At 38.3% G+C, this 15,519-nt stretch carries 17 protein-coding genes; 8 read left to right on the top strand and 9 right to left on the bottom strand.

From position 1 onward, the window contains the following. Positions 1-81: 81 nt before the first annotated feature. Positions 82-510, top strand: coding sequence for a DUF2147 domain-containing protein (locus ESU54_RS16860; protein ID WP_111845985.1), 429 nt, complete (start codon positions 82-84; stop codon positions 508-510). Between the two features lie 89 nt (positions 511-599). After that, the gene (gene priA / locus ESU54_RS16855) at positions 600-3,050 is read left to right on the top strand and encodes a replication restart helicase PriA (RefSeq protein WP_111845984.1); all 2,451 of its coding nucleotides are present in this window, start codon (positions 600-602) and stop codon (positions 3,048-3,050) included. Here the strand turns inward: priA and ESU54_RS16850 are convergent. Beyond that, positions 3,047-3,760: a LytR/AlgR family response regulator transcription factor gene (locus ESU54_RS16850; RefSeq protein WP_200830124.1), complete on the bottom strand. Its 714-nt coding sequence runs from the start codon at positions 3,758-3,760 to the stop codon at positions 3,047-3,049. The two genes, priA and ESU54_RS16850, sit on opposite strands and share 4 nt — an antisense overlap. Before the next feature lie 211 nt (positions 3,761-3,971). Between ESU54_RS16850 and rpsF the strand changes: the two genes are divergently transcribed. The 4 genes from rpsF to ESU54_RS16830 all read left to right on the top strand — a co-directional run bounded on the left by rpsF (position 3,972) and on the right by ESU54_RS16830 (position 5,809). Beyond that, the gene (gene rpsF, locus ESU54_RS16845) at positions 3,972-4,310 is read left to right on the top strand and encodes a 30S ribosomal protein S6 (protein ID WP_111845983.1); all 339 of its coding nucleotides are present in this window, start codon (positions 3,972-3,974) and stop codon (positions 4,308-4,310) included. A gap of 3 nt (positions 4,311-4,313) precedes the next feature. Continuing rightward, the gene (gene rpsR / locus ESU54_RS16840) at positions 4,314-4,610 is read left to right on the top strand and encodes a 30S ribosomal protein S18 (protein ID WP_111845982.1); all 297 of its coding nucleotides are present in this window, start codon (positions 4,314-4,316) and stop codon (positions 4,608-4,610) included. Between the two features lie 16 nt (positions 4,611-4,626). Continuing rightward, the gene (gene rplI / locus ESU54_RS16835) at positions 4,627-5,184 is read left to right on the top strand and encodes a 50S ribosomal protein L9 (RefSeq protein WP_111845981.1); all 558 of its coding nucleotides are present in this window, start codon (positions 4,627-4,629) and stop codon (positions 5,182-5,184) included. Between the two features lie 151 nt (positions 5,185-5,335). Beyond that, entirely contained in the window at positions 5,336-5,809 is a 474-nt protein-coding gene (locus ESU54_RS16830) for a DUF6495 family protein (protein WP_111845980.1), read from the top strand. 92 nt (positions 5,810-5,901) lie between these two features. Here ESU54_RS16830 and ESU54_RS16825 read toward each other — a convergent pair whose 3' ends face one another. Next, complete coding sequence (locus ESU54_RS16825) at positions 5,902-7,143, bottom strand: ABC transporter permease (protein WP_111845979.1); 1,242 nt, start codon at positions 7,141-7,143, stop codon at positions 5,902-5,904. A gap of 158 nt (positions 7,144-7,301) precedes the next feature. Between ESU54_RS16825 and hisS the strand changes: the two genes are divergently transcribed. Next, positions 7,302-8,675: a histidine--tRNA ligase gene (gene hisS, locus ESU54_RS16820; RefSeq protein ID WP_111845978.1), complete on the top strand. Its 1,374-nt coding sequence runs from the start codon at positions 7,302-7,304 to the stop codon at positions 8,673-8,675. 13 nt (positions 8,676-8,688) lie between these two features. Here hisS and ESU54_RS17900 read toward each other — a convergent pair whose 3' ends face one another. The 6 genes from ESU54_RS17900 to ESU54_RS16800 all read right to left on the bottom strand — a co-directional run bounded on the left by ESU54_RS17900 (position 8,689) and on the right by ESU54_RS16800 (position 14,235). Continuing rightward, the gene (locus tag ESU54_RS17900; RefSeq protein ID WP_160113318.1) at positions 8,689-8,832 is read right to left on the bottom strand and encodes a hypothetical protein; all 144 of its coding nucleotides are present in this window, start codon (positions 8,830-8,832) and stop codon (positions 8,689-8,691) included. Then, positions 8,829-9,290, bottom strand: a complete 462-nt coding sequence (locus ESU54_RS16815) for a hypothetical protein (RefSeq protein ID WP_111845977.1) — start codon at positions 9,288-9,290, stop codon at positions 8,829-8,831. The genes ESU54_RS17900 and ESU54_RS16815 overlap by 4 nt, the downstream gene beginning before the upstream one ends. A gap of 52 nt (positions 9,291-9,342) precedes the next feature. Then, positions 9,343-9,507 carry a hypothetical protein gene (locus ESU54_RS17895; protein ID WP_170253302.1) on the bottom strand — a complete coding sequence of 55 codons (165 nt, stop codon included), beginning with the start codon at positions 9,505-9,507 and terminating at the stop codon, positions 9,343-9,345. A 368-nt stretch (positions 9,508-9,875) separates the two neighbouring features. Further along, complete coding sequence (locus ESU54_RS16810; RefSeq protein WP_111845976.1) at positions 9,876-11,597, bottom strand: serine/threonine protein kinase; 1,722 nt, start codon at positions 11,595-11,597, stop codon at positions 9,876-9,878. Then, positions 11,594-12,454 (bottom strand): PP2C family protein-serine/threonine phosphatase, encoded by an 861-nt coding sequence (locus tag ESU54_RS16805; protein ID WP_111845975.1) that lies wholly within the window; start codon positions 12,452-12,454, stop codon positions 11,594-11,596. The genes ESU54_RS16810 and ESU54_RS16805 overlap by 4 nt, the downstream gene beginning before the upstream one ends. A 110-nt stretch (positions 12,455-12,564) precedes the next feature. Next, the gene (locus ESU54_RS16800) at positions 12,565-14,235 is read right to left on the bottom strand and encodes a trypsin-like peptidase domain-containing protein (protein WP_111845974.1); all 1,671 of its coding nucleotides are present in this window, start codon (positions 14,233-14,235) and stop codon (positions 12,565-12,567) included. A 484-nt stretch (positions 14,236-14,719) separates the two neighbouring features. Here ESU54_RS16800 and ESU54_RS16790 point away from each other — a divergent pair, with 484 nt between their 5' ends. Beyond that, a complete protein-coding gene (locus ESU54_RS16790; RefSeq protein ID WP_111845973.1) occupies positions 14,720-15,106 on the top strand; it encodes a hypothetical protein in 387 nt (128 codons plus the stop codon). A gap of 120 nt (positions 15,107-15,226) precedes the next feature. Here the strand turns inward: ESU54_RS16790 and ESU54_RS18185 are convergent, their stop codons facing one another. Next, on the bottom strand, positions 15,227-15,355 hold the full coding sequence (locus ESU54_RS18185; RefSeq protein WP_262510814.1) for a hypothetical protein: 129 nt from the start codon (positions 15,353-15,355) through the stop codon (positions 15,227-15,229). Between the last annotated feature and the right edge of the window lie 164 nt (positions 15,356-15,519).

Below are 15,519 nucleotides of genomic sequence, written 5' to 3'. Positions count from 1 at the left end.
CAACGGAAGATGTATATTTGGGCACATCACCTGTGCAGAGCGCAGCCGAAGCATTCTTAATCCTCAAAATATTTTAAACAGATGAAAAAAGTACTTTTAACTATCTCCCTTGTTGCCCTTACCGTTATGACGGCAGTTGCCCAAGACGTAACCGGAAAATGGAAAACCGTTGACGACGAAACTGGCGAAGCAAAATCCATTGTTGAAATCTATAAAGAAAACGGAAAAATTTACGGAAAAGTAGTAGAGATTTTAAATCCTGCTAAAAAGAACGCCACTTGCGATGAATGTCCAGGCGCTGATAAAGGCAAACCCATTTTAGGAATTGTAATTATAAAAGGTCTAGAAAAAGATGGCGATGAATACAATGACGGTACCATTATGGATCCAAACAACGGAAAAGTCTATAAATGTTATATAGAACTTGACGGGGCCAATAAATTGGATGTTCGCGGTTATATCGGTTTCTCACTTTTGGGAAGAACGCAAACTTGGACTCGCGTCAATTAAAAAATATTAAAAATAGTATCTTTAGGCTGCCAATTTTGGCGGCCTTTTTTATATTATTTCAACAACCCTATAACTATTAACTTTACCATTTGTATTTCATAGACGTCATTCTCCCTATTCCTTTAAAGCAAGCCTTCACCTATAGCGTGAACAAGGACGAAGCTGCCTTTTTGAAACCAGGAATGCGTGTGGCGATTCCCTTCGGAAAGTCAAAGGTTTATACTGGCATTGTCTATCAAGTCCACGATCAACCCCCAGTAGGTTACGAAACAAAATCCATTGACCATATTCTGGATGAAGAGCCTATCATTACAAGCGTCCAATTAAAACATTGGGAATGGTTGGCCAAGTATTATATGTGTTCTTTAGGTGAAGTAATAAAAGCAGCCTTGCCGAGTGCATTTTTGCTGGAAAGCGAAACGATAATAAAGCTTTCCTCGGAAAAGGATTGGGATGAGAATTCGTTGTCTGACGAAGAATTTTTGGTCTTTGAAGCATTGCAGCACCAGTCCTCGCTTCACATTAATGATGTGCGTTCCATTCTCGATAAAAAGAATGTGGTTTCAGTAATTCAAAAACTGTTTGAAAAAGGAATCGTTGAGGTTGAAGAAACGGTTTACGAACAATACACCCCTAAACTGAAACGCTACATAAAACTTTCACAGAAATATACTTCCGAAGAAAACCTTCGCGAACTCTTGGATACGTTAAATAGAGCTCCAAAACAACGCGAAGTGCTGATGAATCTTTTTATGCTGAACAGCCAAACCAAAAAGCCAATCGGTTCTTCAGCGCTTCAAAAGAAAAGTGAAGCCTCTGCGGCGACTTTAAAGTCGCTCATCGATAAAGGCATTTTGGAAGAATATTTTATTCAGCACGATAGGGTGGAATTCTCTGGAGAAGCTTCCCAAGAAATAAAAACATTGAACGAACCACAAAAGAAAGCTTATGAAGAAATAAAAACTTCTTTTACAAACAATGATGTGGTCTTGCTCCACGGCGTCACTTCCAGCGGAAAAACCGAAATCTACGTCCGCCTCATAGAAAAAATGATCGCTTCCGGGAAACAGGTTTTATATATGCTTCCTGAAATTGCCTTGACCACCCAACTTATTAGCCGTCTTCAAAAATATTTTGGCGGAAAAATAGCTGTTTATCATTCCAAATTTTCTGTAAATGAACGGGTTGAGGTTTGGAACAACGTACTTAACGAAAAGCCGAAAGCACAAGTGGTTATTGGAGCGCGTTCTTCGTTATTCCTTCCCTTTAAGAATTTGGGGTTTATCATCGTTGATGAAGAACACGAACCGTCTTTCAAGCAATACAGTCCCGCGCCACGTTATAACGCCCGCGACAGTGCTGTGGTTTTGGCCAACCTTCACAAAGCGAAATTGTTGATGGGCTCCGCCACGCCTTCCCTGGAAAGTTACCACAATGCAAAATCTGGAAAGTTTGGGTTAGTTACTTTGAAAAAACGCTTTGGAAACGTCTTGATGCCCGAAATTGAATTGGTCGATATCAAAGAGAAGAACCGGAAAAAACAGATGACTGGCCATTTCAGCGATCTTTTGCTGGAAGAAATGCGTGAAGCTTTAAAGAATGGAGAACAAATAATTCTTTTTCAAAATAGAAGGGGATTCTCACCTGTTGTGGAATGTACTACTTGTGGAGTTTCGCCGCAATGTCCCAATTGTGATGTGAGTTTGACCTTCCATCAACATAAAAACCAGTTGCGATGTCATTACTGCGGCTATCATATGGCTATGATGCTAAACTGCATTGCCTGTGGAAGCGAAACCTTGGACACCAAAGGTTTTGGTACGGAGCAGATTGAAACCGAATTAAAAACGCTGTTTCCAGATCACAAAGTAGCACGAATGGATCAGGATACAACAAAAGGAAAACATTCCTATTCAAAATTAATTGAGGCGTTGGAGAACGAGGAAATCGATATTTTGGTTGGAACGCAAATGCTCGCCAAAGGCTTGGATTTTAGAAACATAAGTTTAGTGGGCGTAATGAATGCAGACAACCTCTTGAACTTCCCAGATTTTAGAGCGCATGAGCGCAGTTTTCAGTTGCTTCAACAAGTATCGGGTAGGGCAGGGCGCACCCAAAAACGTGGCAAAGTTTTAATACAGACTTACAATCCGTACCATCAAATTTTGAAGCAAGTGAGCGTGAACGATTATGATGGCATGTATAAAGAACAGCTGGAAGAACGCTACAATTATAAATACCCGCCTTTTTTCAGAACTGTAAAAATTGTTTTTAAGGATAAAAATTTAATTCGTGTTCAAAAAGCCTCAACGTGGTTTGGCCAAGCGTTGGAAATACAGTTTAAGGAAAATATTTTAGGGCCGGAGCCACCACCAATTGGGAGAATAAAAAATAAATACATTATAAATCTTCTTATCAAAATTCCTAAGAAACAATCCTTGGAAAAAACGAAGAAATACATAGAGAATGTGCAACGCAGTTTCAATTCCATAAAGGAATTTTCAAGCGTTCGCGTCAATATTGATGTAGATAATTACTAGGCGTTCTGAGTAGCAGCCAATGCTTCAACAAGATCGGCTTTTCTGTTTCGGCTCAAAGGTAGTTTGTCTTTGTCCAATTCAATAGTCTTACTGTTGTAGCGCTGCACTTTGTCCAAATTCACAATATAAGATTTGTGGATTCGTAAAAATCGATCGCTTGGCAATAGTGACTGAAATGCTTTCATCGTTGAAAGAACCACAAGTGAATCGAACTCGGTAACCAATTTTACGTAATCGCCCAAAGCTTCAATGTAGCGCAATTCGTTTAAGAAAACTTTTCTTTTCTTAAGGTTGCTTTTCACAAAGATAAAGTCCTCATCATCAAAGCCTTCTTCATTTTTCAGCTTGTAATTGTTGATTGCTTTGTGAACAGCATTTAAGAAACGATCTTTTGCGATGGGTTTACGAAGGTAATCCACGGCATCATAATCGAATGCTTTAAAAGCATACTTGGTTTTTCCGGTAACGAAAATTACCTGAGGCTTCCTTTGAATATCGTCCAAAAGATCAAATCCGGACAGAATTGGCATTTCTATATCCAGAAATATAAGGTCAATTTCAGTAGATGCTAGTCCCATTTTTGCTTCAACAGCATTTTTATACTCCCCAACCAGTTTAAGAGATGGGTGCATTTGGATAAGCTTCACTATTGAAAGCCGTTGCAGTGTAGAATCATCTACAATTGCACATTTAAGTATGGTTTTTTCCACAATAGTAGGTTTTGCGTAAGGCAATAATATGCATATAATCGATGAAATGCAACTTTTTTTGACTTTAATCGAAAAAAATAAACACTTTATCTAAAATCAACATTTTTGAAGTCTATTCAAGATTAGGTTTGATAATAACAAATAAAGTATTATTTTTGCACCCTCTTGGCAGAAAGCCAAAAGTTTAATCATTAATTTTAATAGATTTTTTATGAATCATTACGAAACTGTTTTCATCTTAAATCCCGTTTTATCTGAAGATCAGATAAAGGAAACAGTAAAGAAATACGAAGATCTTCTTGTTTCTAAAGGTGCTAAGATGATATCCAAAGAAAATTGGGGCTTGAAAAAACTTGCTTACCCAATCCAGAACAAAAAAAGTGGTTTTTATCACCTTTTTGAGTACACCGTTGATGGTGAAGTAGTACACGAACTAGAAACTGAATTTAAAAGGGACGAACGTTTTATGCGTTACCTTTCAGTAAGTCTTGATAAGCATGCAATTGCTTGGGCAGAAAAAAGAAGAAACCGCGATAAAAAATCAGCATAAATTATGGCCACACTACAACAACAAGCAAAAGGAAAAAAAGACGGAGAGATCAGATATCTTACTCCGCTTAACATAGAGACCAACAAAGCAAAAAAATACTGTCGTTTCAAAAGATCCGGTATTAAGTATGTTGACTATAAAGACGCAGATTTCTTATTGAAATTTGTAAATGAGCAAGGTAAAATCCTTCCAAGAAGACTTACTGGAACTTCATTGAAGTATCAGCGCAAAGTGGCAGTTGCCGTTAAAAGAGCGCGCCATTTGGCACTTATGCCTTACGTAGCCGATTTATTAAAATAAAAAACCAGAAAGTATTATGGAACTTATATTAAAGAAAGACGTAGAAAATCTGGGATTTGCAGATGATCTTGTAACCGTGAAAAACGGTTTCGGAAGAAACTTTTTGATTCCACAAGGGCACGCAGTTCTTGCAACCCCTTCGGCTAAAAAAGTATTGGCTGAAACTTTGAAGCAACGCGCTTTTAAAGAAAAGAAAGTTGTTGACGAAGCTAAAACACAGGCTGAGAAACTAAACGGACTTGAAATTAAAATTACTGCCAAAACTGGCGAAGGTGATAAATTGTTCGGTTCTGTTACTAACGGAGATCTTGCTGAGGCCCTTGAAAAAGCAGGTGTTTCTATCGAGAAAAAATACATTACTGTTGCCGGTGGAGCTGTTAAGCGTACTGGTCAGTATGATACTACCATCCGTTTCCACAGAGATGTGGTTGCCAACTTCGCTTTTGAAGTAGTTGCTGAAGCTAAGCCAGAAGTAAAATCTAAAGCTAAGCCAGAAGCAAAAGCTAAACCAGAGGTAAAAGAATCAGAAGAAGTATCGGAAGATAAATCTGAAGATTTATTGAATTCTAAATAAAGAATACGATTAATTGTTATAAAAACCTTTCCCGTTTCGGGGAAGGTTTTATTATTTTATATACTTATGAAATGCCCATTGAAAAATCATAAACAAACGGAATATATGTGTTGGGCATTCCATCTTCCGCTTTATCAAAATATTTTTAAAGATGAAATACGCCAGATTAACAAAAGAGCAATTTGAGGAACTGCACCAAGAATTTATAAATTTTCTTGCCACGCAATCCATAACAGCCGATGAATGGAAGAAGCTAAAAGCAGAAAAACCTGAAGTGGCCGAACAAGAACTGGATATTTTCAGTGATTTAATTTGGGAAGGAGTTTTAAATAAAGTAAACTATTTGGAACACATCTCACCCAAACAATTGATGCTTTTTCACATATCCGAAGCTTTTATGGAGCTCATTGCCATAAAAGTTGAAGATGATAATATTGATATTACAAATGAATACGGCTACAAATGGCTTCAGCAAAACCTGCACGATGATAAAGTATCTCTTTATACTTCAACAAAAGCCATTAAAGACGATCGAAACAAGGATCTTTTTGTGTTGATACAGCAAGGTTCGGTTATTACAAAGGGAGCGCTTTATAATTATTTTAGTGAATTGTTAAGCGAATAAATTCCAAATACAAAAAACTAAAACAAAGAACCAACTGTTTTATCTCGGGGCTTGGTTGGAATTTGGAGCTTGTGATTTGTAATTTCCCTTGTCTACTCGTATCTCAAACTTTCAATAGGATCCAAACCAGCAGCTTTTGAAGCTGGATAAGAACCTGCAACCACGGCAACTATAAATGTAATAACTGTCGCCCAAATCATAGCGGTCCAAGGAAGTGTAAAATCAAACTCGAAGATTTTAGCGAATGCGAATCCAGTCAATACTCCCAGAATAATTCCCAGAATACTACCGAATTGACCAATAACTATTGTTTCAATGAAAAACTGGGTTGAGATTGTAGAGCGTTTTGCCCCCATAGCCTTCCGAACACCAATTTCACGGGTACGTTCGGATACAGAAACCAACATAATGTTCATCAAGGCAATTGAAGATCCTAGAATGGTTATGATGCTGATGATCCAAGCTGCAATTTCAAGATATTGCGTAATGGAAGCAATCCGGTTTATCAAGTCTTCGCTGCGTTCAATTCCGAAGTCATTAGCTTCAACAGGATTCAGACCACGAATATTTCTAAAAGTAATGATAGCTTCGTCCTGCGCGGCCTCCATCATCTGTTTGTCATCTACCTTTACACTTATGTTGTAGTTTATATTTGGCTGCGTATAGATTCCGCGGGCAACTTGTACAGGGATTAATACCTTTAAATCTTGATTGTTCCCAAAAGTGGATCCTTTGGACTCCAGCAGACCGATTATCTTAAACTTTACCCCGCGAATACTGATTGTTTTGTTAATTGGGTCTTCGTTTTTAAAAAGATTTTTTTCAAAATCAGAACCTATCAAACAAACCTTATTGTTGTTTTGAATATCGAAAATGGTAAAATTTCTACCTTGGTCAATCTCGGTTCCGGTGTTTTCCAAATAGTTTTCGTTTACACCGTAAACCTGTACTTCGGGATCGGTTTTTTCTGAACCGTATTTTACTTCGGCAACAGAGGTTCCCTGAAAGGATAGCGAAGTTTTGGTGAAGGGATAATCATATTTGTCCAAAAATTCACGGACATTGTTATAGCTAATGATAGGATTTATTTTCTCTCTTTCGCCGCTTCTATTTGATTGGACGGTAAACTCGTATTGCTGAATATTAAAAGTATTGGCGCCCATGGACGCGAAATTCCCAGAAATGGTAGTTTCCAATGCTTTTACGGCGCTCAAAATACCCACAAGCGCCCAAATGCCAATCCCAATAATTACAATGGTTAGAATAGTCCTTAGTAACTGACTTTTAATAGAATCCAGTGCGATACGGACATTTTCCCAAAAAAGTGAAAACATATTTTTAGTTTGTGTTTCTCGTTAGACTGCAAATGCACGATAAAGTTACAGAATTACAGTGAAGCTAATTATGATTCCTACAATCTTATTGTGGCAAACTTCATTATTATTTAGGATATTTGCTAAGTAGAAAATACAAATTTCAAAAACATAAAATCTTGTCCAAAAAACCATCCATCCCAAAAGGCACTCGCGATTTCAATCCGGAAGAAGTTTCTAGGCGTAACTATATTTTTAATGCAATAAAGGAAACCTTTTCACTATATGGTTTTCAGCCAATTGAAACGCCTTCTTTTGAAAATAGCGAAACCTTGATGGGGAAATATGGGGAAGAGGGCGATCGGTTGATTTTTAAGATTTTGAACAGTGGTGAAAAAGTAAAAAAAGCAGATTTGATCTCACTGGAAAAAGGTAATTTGGCTCGTTTTTCAAGTTCACTTTCAGAAAAAGCTTTGCGTTACGACCTCACTGTTCCTTTTGCACGTTATGTTGTTCAACATCAAAACGAGATTACTTTTCCCTTTAAGCGCTATCAAATTCAGCCCGTTTGGCGCGCAGATACACCACAAAAAGGCCGTTTTCGTGAATTTTTTCAGTGTGATGCCGATGTTGTGGGTTCAACCTCACTTTGGCAGGAAGTGGAATTTGTGCAGTTGTATGATGCTGTTTTCAGTAAACTCGGTTTAAAAGGCGTAACCATAAAAATCAATAACCGAAAAATATTGAGCGGCATTGCCGAAACCATTGGTGCGGAAGACAAGTTGATAGATTTTACCGTGGCACTGGACAAGCTGGATAAAATAGGGGAGGAAGGCGTAAAAAAAGAAATGCGCGAAAAAGGTATTTCTGAAGATGCGCTACAAAAACTGCAGCCGTTGTTTTCTTTCAAAGGAAGTAATGATGAAAAGCTAAATTCTTTAAATGGTTTACTAGGTGGATCGCAATTGGGAATAAAAGGCGTGGAGGAACTGAAGTTTATCACAAAAAATATTGAAACACTTGGCCTACAGACGGCTTCATTAGAAATTGACGTTACACTTGCGCGTGGACTAAATTATTACACTGGCGCCATATTTGAAGTTTCAGCACCTGCAGAAGTAAATATGGGCAGCATTGGCGGTGGCGGAAGGTATGATGACCTCACGGGAATTTTTGGTTTAAAAGATATGAGCGGTGTAGGTATCTCCTTTGGATTGGATCGTATTTATCTGGTTTTGGAAGAATTAAATCTTTTCCCCGAAACTGTTTCAGAAAATAGCAAAGCACTTTTTATAAATTTTGGAGAAAAGGAAGCTATGTATGCTATGAAAGCGATAACCAAACTTCGCAATGTTGGCATCAAAGCAGAATTATATCCTGATGCCACAAAGATGGGCAAACAAATGGGTTATGCAGATAAAAGGAATATAAGTTTCACAGTCCTGGCTGGTGAAAAGGAAATGGAATCGCAGTCTTTCACCCTCAAAAACATGAAAAGCGGTGAACAATCTCAAGTGAATTTCTCAGAATTGGAAGTATTTCTTAAAAGCTAAAAGGTTTAAGCTTTTAACCAAAAGTAATACTAGCATTATTCTCAGAAGCTTCTGGTCTTGGTTTTTCTTGTATATTTTTTTCAGCTTCAAGCTTTGCTGCTTCAGAGAGCATTCCGGCAATGCGCAGTTTCGTTAAAATTTTCAGTGTTTCATTCATTCGTCCCCAATTTCGTTGATAATCTTTTCATAGGAAATAACATAATCAATCTGCTTTTCCTCTGAAACGTGTTTGCGGGGAGTTTCAAGAATGATAAAATCGAATAGTTTTGAAATTATTGTTTTAAGGCGTTGTTCGGTTGTAATAACAGCTTTGTGAACATGATTTGCTATAGCGGTTAAAGCCAAAGCAAGAGCCAAAAGAACGGCGTAGTATGCATATATAGAAAGATCATACATTGGAGCGAAAGTGTATATTAAAAAGAAAAATCCCACTAATAAAAAACTGTTCGAAATATATCCAAAGGTTTTTTTGAAATCATCAATAATTATACTCTTTGCAAACTTTAAAATCAAACCTGAACTAATAGCCATTAATGGCAGGCTAATAGAAAATAAAAAAGAGGACATATATGCAAAACCAAATACGCCCTCTTTATCTTCAATAAGATATAACATATGCAGAAACGGAGATAAAATAGCCACTGCACATAAAAAAATCAAATAAAAATTAATCTCCTTGCTCCATGTGATCTGGAATCCCATTACAGTTTCTGTCGCTTGGGGGGCAGACTTTGACTTTGTCGATTTGTTGTTCATCACTAATTTGGTTTTCTGGGGTACAGCTAATAGCGATACTGGCTAGCATTAAAAATGCAAAAAAATACTTCTTCATAATATAGGTTTTAAGGGTTCGAGGGTAAAAATAACCCTTTATATAACCTATACAAAGCTGTGCTCCAATATTTTATTAACTCATTTTCAACAAATTTAAGAATATTAGTGATATGTGCAAGAAATTTTCGATTAAAGGGAAAACTAAAAAAAACCTTCATACTTGAAGGGTTTTTTGTAGCGAGAGGGGGTGGCGCGCAGGTTAATTAAGGGAGAAACAGTATAAAGTTTATTACGAAATTGTTCTGGGCCTGCGATAGGCATATTATGGAATTGAGCAAAAAGACAAAGGCTAATAATTTCTGCTTTCGTAATTTCCTTCAGGGATCAGGACACAAAAATGCTATAAAGTTTGAAGCAACAATTCATCTACTTCACAATGCCTCGCTGCAGTATTGCTTCAAAAGTCTGTCCGGAACGATAGCTAATGGCTTTTCCCGGAACATCAGCAAATAAACGGAAGCGTTTCGACTTTAATTTGACCGTACTGCCGTCCACTGCTTCCACCCGAATGATTACAAAACCAATTAAAGCTTTCTTTTTACTATTTGAGGGTACGCAGTCCACAATCTTTCCCGTAACCGTTGAACCTTTACGAATAATAACCCTGTTGTCTGCAAGCACATCTTCATTACAAGTGAGCCGAATTAGCTTTCCGTCACGTTCTTTTTCCTCAGAACTTAAATCTTCCTGTAAGGTTACAAGAATTGATTTTCCTGAAGGAACCTCTGCAGGAGTGTTTGGAACCGTTCGCTCTTTATTTATATTTTCACTAAGCTCAGTCTGTTGTGGAGTATTTGATGGCTTATTATCCGTTGTGTTGTTTACACTCTTTTTTACGTTGTTTTTCTCTTCTTTGGGTTTTGCTTTTACTTCTGTTGGCTTAGCAATACGACGGTACATTTCACTTGGGGTCTCATCAAAATTACCGGAACTTTGCTCTGCCATATCCTGTTCTGGCTCATCCGCGGGTTCTTCCCAAGTAACAACAGGGGTTTCAGGTATTTCGTCGGTCTTGCTAACTTCTGTTCCTCCACTCCAAATCAATAGAATGAGACATAGCAGTACGGAAGCGCCAAGAATTAGATAAGACCTATTAATTTTACCAACAGTTGGAACTTTAAACTTTCCCGCACTGGGAACTCTGAATCTTCCCGAGATTGATTTTGCGCGGGACAAAATATTGCTGACAGAGATAATTTCATTTCCTTTTTCTGGCGCTGTGAAAACCTGTGACGCTTTAAGTACTTTACTGAGTGTGAACTGATCCAGCAACGTTCCATCCAGACATTTCTCAATGGCAGATTTCAGCTCGCGGGCGGTTTGATATCTTTTATTGGGATTGCGCTGAAGGGCTTTAAAGATTATCTTCTCAAGAGATTCAGGAACCGTGGGATTTTCCCGTAAGATAGATTCCGGTTGTTTCTCCAACTTGTCCTTCATCAAGATATAATCGGTATCACTTTGGAAAGGAGTAGTTCCGCAAAGCATTTCGTACAGAATATTACCCACGGCATAGATGTCTGTTCTTTCATCACCTTCATGGCCTTGGATTTGTTCCGGCGCCATATATTCTAGTGTTCCCACTGATTTACCGTGACTGGTAATACGCTGTGCATTGCGCATTCTTGCAATACCGAAGTCCATGATCTTTACCTCGCCATCTTCATTAATCATAACATTGGCTGGTTTTATATCGCGGTGAATGATGCCCTTACGATGTGCATGATGTAAACCATCAAGTATTTGTACGGTAATGCTTGCAGCTAGTTGATGTGTAATTTTTTTGTGGACAAAAAGCCAGTCTTCGAGCGTCTTTCCTTCCACGTATTCCATGATCATCCAATAAGTATCCTCCTTTGGAATGAAAGAATAGAGATGGGTTACGTTGGGGTTATTCAGTTTGGCGAGTGCTAGCGCTTCTGCTTGAAAACGTTCTCCAAGACTCTCTTCTTCTGATCCTGTATTCCGGTGAAGTTGTTTTATGGCGACCAAACGGTCAATCATGGTATCTTTTGCGAGATAAACCGTTCCCATTCCGCCTTCGCCGAGTTTTTGGATAATTTCGTATTGACTGCCTAGTCCGCTCATTGTACTATATTTTGTTCTTTTGTCATTGAAGGATTCGATTGAACGCCCGATGAAATATCTATCAGCAAAGCTGAGAAGTTGTCAGAGACATTGCGAGCCGTTGCCGTTGCACTGAGACATTCCAGTGCAAATTCAGGGCGTTTTATTAAAAGTAAGTCTTCAATATCTTCCTCACTCAGTGCATCATACACCCCATCAGAGCATAGAAACAAACGATCGCCTTCCATTATTGACCATCCATCAGCCAGAATCTGAGGTTGTATGGTGGGGGTGGTGCCCATTGCTTGCAATAACACATTTTTCATTGGATGATGATCTCGTTCCTTTTCTGTAATCTCACCATTTTCATACATTTGATTGACTAAGGTGTGGTCTTTGCTTAGCTGCATTAAACTGTCATTCCGTAACAAGTAAGCACGACTATCACCAATGTGCCCTATATAACAAGCATTTTTATGAATAATCACCGAAGTGGCCGTGGTACCCATTCCCTTCTGTTCGGAATTTGAATTACCAGCTGTAACAATCGTTTGGTGCGCCTCCAAATATGCTTTATGAAGCAGTTTATCTGGAGCCTGCTGTTTCCAATTTTTCAAACAGTAGTCAAGCAACAGATCGCAAGCCATCTTACTGGCTACTTCACCTGCATTGTGTCCTCCCATACCATCTGCCACCACAGCAATAAGATTATGTCTGTTATTTTCCGGAAAGGAAAAAGCGATGGAGTCTTCATTGTGATCGCGTACCGGGCCTGTTTCTGAAATGGCATAGACTGCACAGAATTTCCCTTTACTGCTAGGGTTATTCTTAGTTGAATCAGGGAGCTTATTATTATTTTTTGAAAACAAAAACTTCATAGTTGTTATTGTTAAATGCTAGGTTACTGTCTTCCAACAGCGCTGTAATTGGAACTGGTGGAAAAAGCGACAGTAATCATCTTAAAAATCTATTAATTGAAAAAAGACTGCTATTTAATTACTTCCTGACGGCCCATTAGTTCCATTACATACTTGATGGGAACGGCAAAACTAATAGCGGTGCCTGGTTCCCATTTGCCAGCGCTGAACACACCCACTACGCGTCCCTTGTCGTCAAACATAGGTCCGCCGCTGTTGCCACCACCTGTAGAATTGATGGTAAGTTGATAATAGTCCCCGAAGGTAGATTTGTAATCATCAATCTTGCTGTTCTTTTCGGAACCACGCACCATTCGTCCAACGTTTCCTGTGCTAATAGTGGGAACGGGAACGGAGGTAATATTTGCATTGGTGTTAAATACATCCTGCGAACGCTTAAGAACAAGCTGTGCCGGTGCAATTCCTGGATACCCCATAACAATGGTAGCATCTCCTGGTGCAATTTCATCATAACTGTCATAAAGTTCCACCTTTGGTAAAGCCTCTGGCAAATCAATTTTAATCATCGCTACATCATGTGTAGAAGAGATACGCACGATCTTCGCTGGCGTTCTTTGTGAGTTATTGGCAAAGGTTACATCAAGATATGTATTTACACCTGTGTATCTTTTATCGTTGCCAGGAACCCATTCGCCTACCATTTCCCTTGAAATTTGTTTATCCCAAGCTGGTGCCAATTGTCCGTTTTGATTAGGCTCTATAAGTACCCCGGGAAAAGCATAGTCTTGAAAGCGAAAGCTTGTGAGCCAATTGGAAGCTACATGTCTATTGGTTGCAATAAAACCTCTATCATCCACAACGAAACCGCTGCCACTACCGGCGCTCGCAATAAGGTCAAGCTCTATACCATCATAATTACCGAATGACTTAAGATAGTCGCCCTTTGTTACCAGCATGGGTACGATTGCTCCCTGGTCATTTTGGGTATAGCCACCTTGGTATCCAACAATTTTTTTATCCTGCACAACAGGATAATAAACATGATACATTTCCTCGCTAGATGCCGTACTTGTAAGTTTCCAGGCCATCTCTATATAAATCACCTTGTCTTGGCTAGCCTTCGCTATTTCGGTTGGGGTAAAGGTAGTTTTAGGGTCGGTCACGTGAACGATTTCCTTTACCTTCTGATTTTTAAACAACAAATATCCGCCAGTTGAAACCAGAAGCAATACAGCAATTATCGTAATCACTAGACCGGTTTTACTTTTCTTTTCAGACTCGCGAATCATGTGCTGCATGGTATTCTTGCCGATACCTTCTTTTGCGGGTGGGGTTTTCTCTGAAGTGGCCTTAGGTAAATCAGTAGCAGTATGAATCTTTGTTTCTTTTGCTGCAACAGCATCTATGATACGGGTCTTTTTAATATGCGACTGTGGGCGCGGATCAAGATCAAATTCAAAGGAAGGGCCGTCCTTCCCTAGCTTTACGATGTCACCCGCAAAAAGCTCGGTTTTACCAGCAGTTTTTACATCATTTACAAAAGTTCCGTTTTTGCTTTGGCTGTCCGTGATGTAGAACCGCTCCGGATTTATGCTATCCTGAACAATACGGCAATGGTCGCGACTGATGGTATCTTCCTTAACAGGGTCGAAGCTTACATCGTTATCCAATCCGCGGCCTATTCGAATTTCAGGTGTGCTTGCAACTGAAAATTTTTCAACTTGACCTTTTTTGGAGCCTGCTATGTGACGAATTAATAGGGAAATGTTTTGCTCATTCATGGTGTGAGATTTAATTGGTTAGAATTAATTGTTGAAAAGTTGGTGCAGATGTGTAATCGTTCCCGCTTTACAATCATATATCGGAAAATTGGAAAAATGTCATCATTTAAATGGAATTTATTTTCAAATTATATGAACTGGACTGTTGCCATGCGATGTAGTTTGATGCAAGACATTTTTTTTTAAAAAGGAATTTTTGGTTTCCTCGGGAGAAAACCATTTATAAAAATGGGGGGGCTGGAACCTCTTTAAGATATATTCAATTACTGTTGGGGCATAGCTCGACAAAATCACAGAAATTTACATTCATGTTTCTACAACTAATTTTAATTCAATTAAAAACCCTTTAGATTTGTGAAGATATAATGGGAATAAAAACTATAATAGTGTTTATCCACATGTCGTGCATAATTAAAACCATCTAATGAGACCAATATTTCTAATAATTATAATTTCACTAATATCTTGCAATAAACAAAAGCCAATGGGGACTGAATCATTGGAATGGATAACGGTTTCTAATAGTGTTTCTTCAATGACTTTTAAAGACTCTTGCTTGACACCTGAATTAAAGATTGTAACAGTTGATTTAACAGATTCCATTATTTACTTGAAAGACAAGTGTGAAAAACGAAATTTAGCTATTATTGCTGCCAAATATGAATATCCTGACGGATCGTTGAATATTAGGTCCAAAATTTCTAATGATACAATATTAACCATATCAATAGGCGAATATCTAGGAGCTTATGAAGAAAAATACTATGAACTACTTATAGATTCTGTAACAACTAGATGGACAATCAATAACCGAATTTCTGTTCAACTTTCAAAAGATTCAACTCGAATAACTAAAACAATTAAATTATAAATAGCTGTTATCAACAAAGAACTTAGGTAAAAAACAACTAATTTCCCTTAAGCCGTATATCGTTCATTGCTTATGAATTTCATCTATCGGAATCGAGAAAACTTTTTCCAAGAGAAAATTCTATGTAAGATTATCCCCGGCACTGTCGCCGTTGGCATTGTAGATTTTTGGGGCAGAAAATAGCTTTTTGTGTTCCAAATCGTGTTCAATTCTGTGTTCTAAGGTAAGAAATTCAAGAATAGATTCCATAAAAAAACGGTTAGGAGTGAACCTAGCCGTTTATTTCTGGTACTTTTTCGAATAAAGAATATATGTAACGAATTCTTCCATAAAAAAATCCCCATAGAATTTATTCTTGGGGATTTAAGTAGCGAGAGGGGGGCACGATCCCGCGTCCGCCTCAGGCGGATATG

This window comes from Aequorivita antarctica, from assembly GCF_007997155.1.
Lineage (GTDB): Bacteria > Bacteroidota > Bacteroidia > Flavobacteriales > Flavobacteriaceae > Aequorivita > Aequorivita antarctica.
The sequence above is the reverse complement of the archived record's forward strand: the minus strand, read 5'-3'. Positions and strand labels throughout refer to the sequence as shown.

Coding starts and splice junctions, on each gene's coding strand:
- ESU54_RS16860 (WP_111845985.1), top strand. CDS start 82: ATGAAAAAAGTACTTTTAACTATCTCCCTTGTTGCCCTTACCGTTATG.
- rpsF (WP_111845983.1), top strand. CDS start 3,972: ATGAATCATTACGAAACTGTTTTCATCTTAAATCCCGTTTTATCTGAA.
- rpsR (WP_111845982.1), top strand. CDS start 4,314: ATGGCCACACTACAACAACAAGCAAAAGGAAAAAAAGACGGAGAGATC.
- rplI (WP_111845981.1), top strand. CDS start 4,627: ATGGAACTTATATTAAAGAAAGACGTAGAAAATCTGGGATTTGCAGAT.
- ESU54_RS16830 (WP_111845980.1), top strand. CDS start 5,336: ATGAAATACGCCAGATTAACAAAAGAGCAATTTGAGGAACTGCACCAA.
- ESU54_RS16825 (WP_111845979.1), bottom strand. CDS start 7,143: ATGTTTTCACTTTTTTGGGAAAATGTCCGTATCGCACTGGATTCTATT.
- ESU54_RS17900 (WP_160113318.1), bottom strand. CDS start 8,832: ATGAATGAAACACTGAAAATTTTAACGAAACTGCGCATTGCCGGAATG.
- ESU54_RS16815 (WP_111845977.1), bottom strand. CDS start 9,290: ATGTTATATCTTATTGAAGATAAAGAGGGCGTATTTGGTTTTGCATAT.
- ESU54_RS17895 (WP_170253302.1), bottom strand. CDS start 9,507: ATGAAGAAGTATTTTTTTGCATTTTTAATGCTAGCCAGTATCGCTATT.
- ESU54_RS16810 (WP_111845976.1), bottom strand. CDS start 11,597: ATGAGCGGACTAGGCAGTCAATACGAAATTATCCAAAAACTCGGCGAA.
- ESU54_RS16805 (WP_111845975.1), bottom strand. CDS start 12,454: ATGAAGTTTTTGTTTTCAAAAAATAATAATAAGCTCCCTGATTCAACT.
- ESU54_RS16800 (WP_111845974.1), bottom strand. CDS start 14,235: ATGAATGAGCAAAACATTTCCCTATTAATTCGTCACATAGCAGGCTCC.
- ESU54_RS16790 (WP_111845973.1), top strand. CDS start 14,720: ATGGGGACTGAATCATTGGAATGGATAACGGTTTCTAATAGTGTTTCT.
- ESU54_RS18185 (WP_262510814.1), bottom strand. CDS start 15,355: ATGGAATCTATTCTTGAATTTCTTACCTTAGAACACAGAATTGAACAC.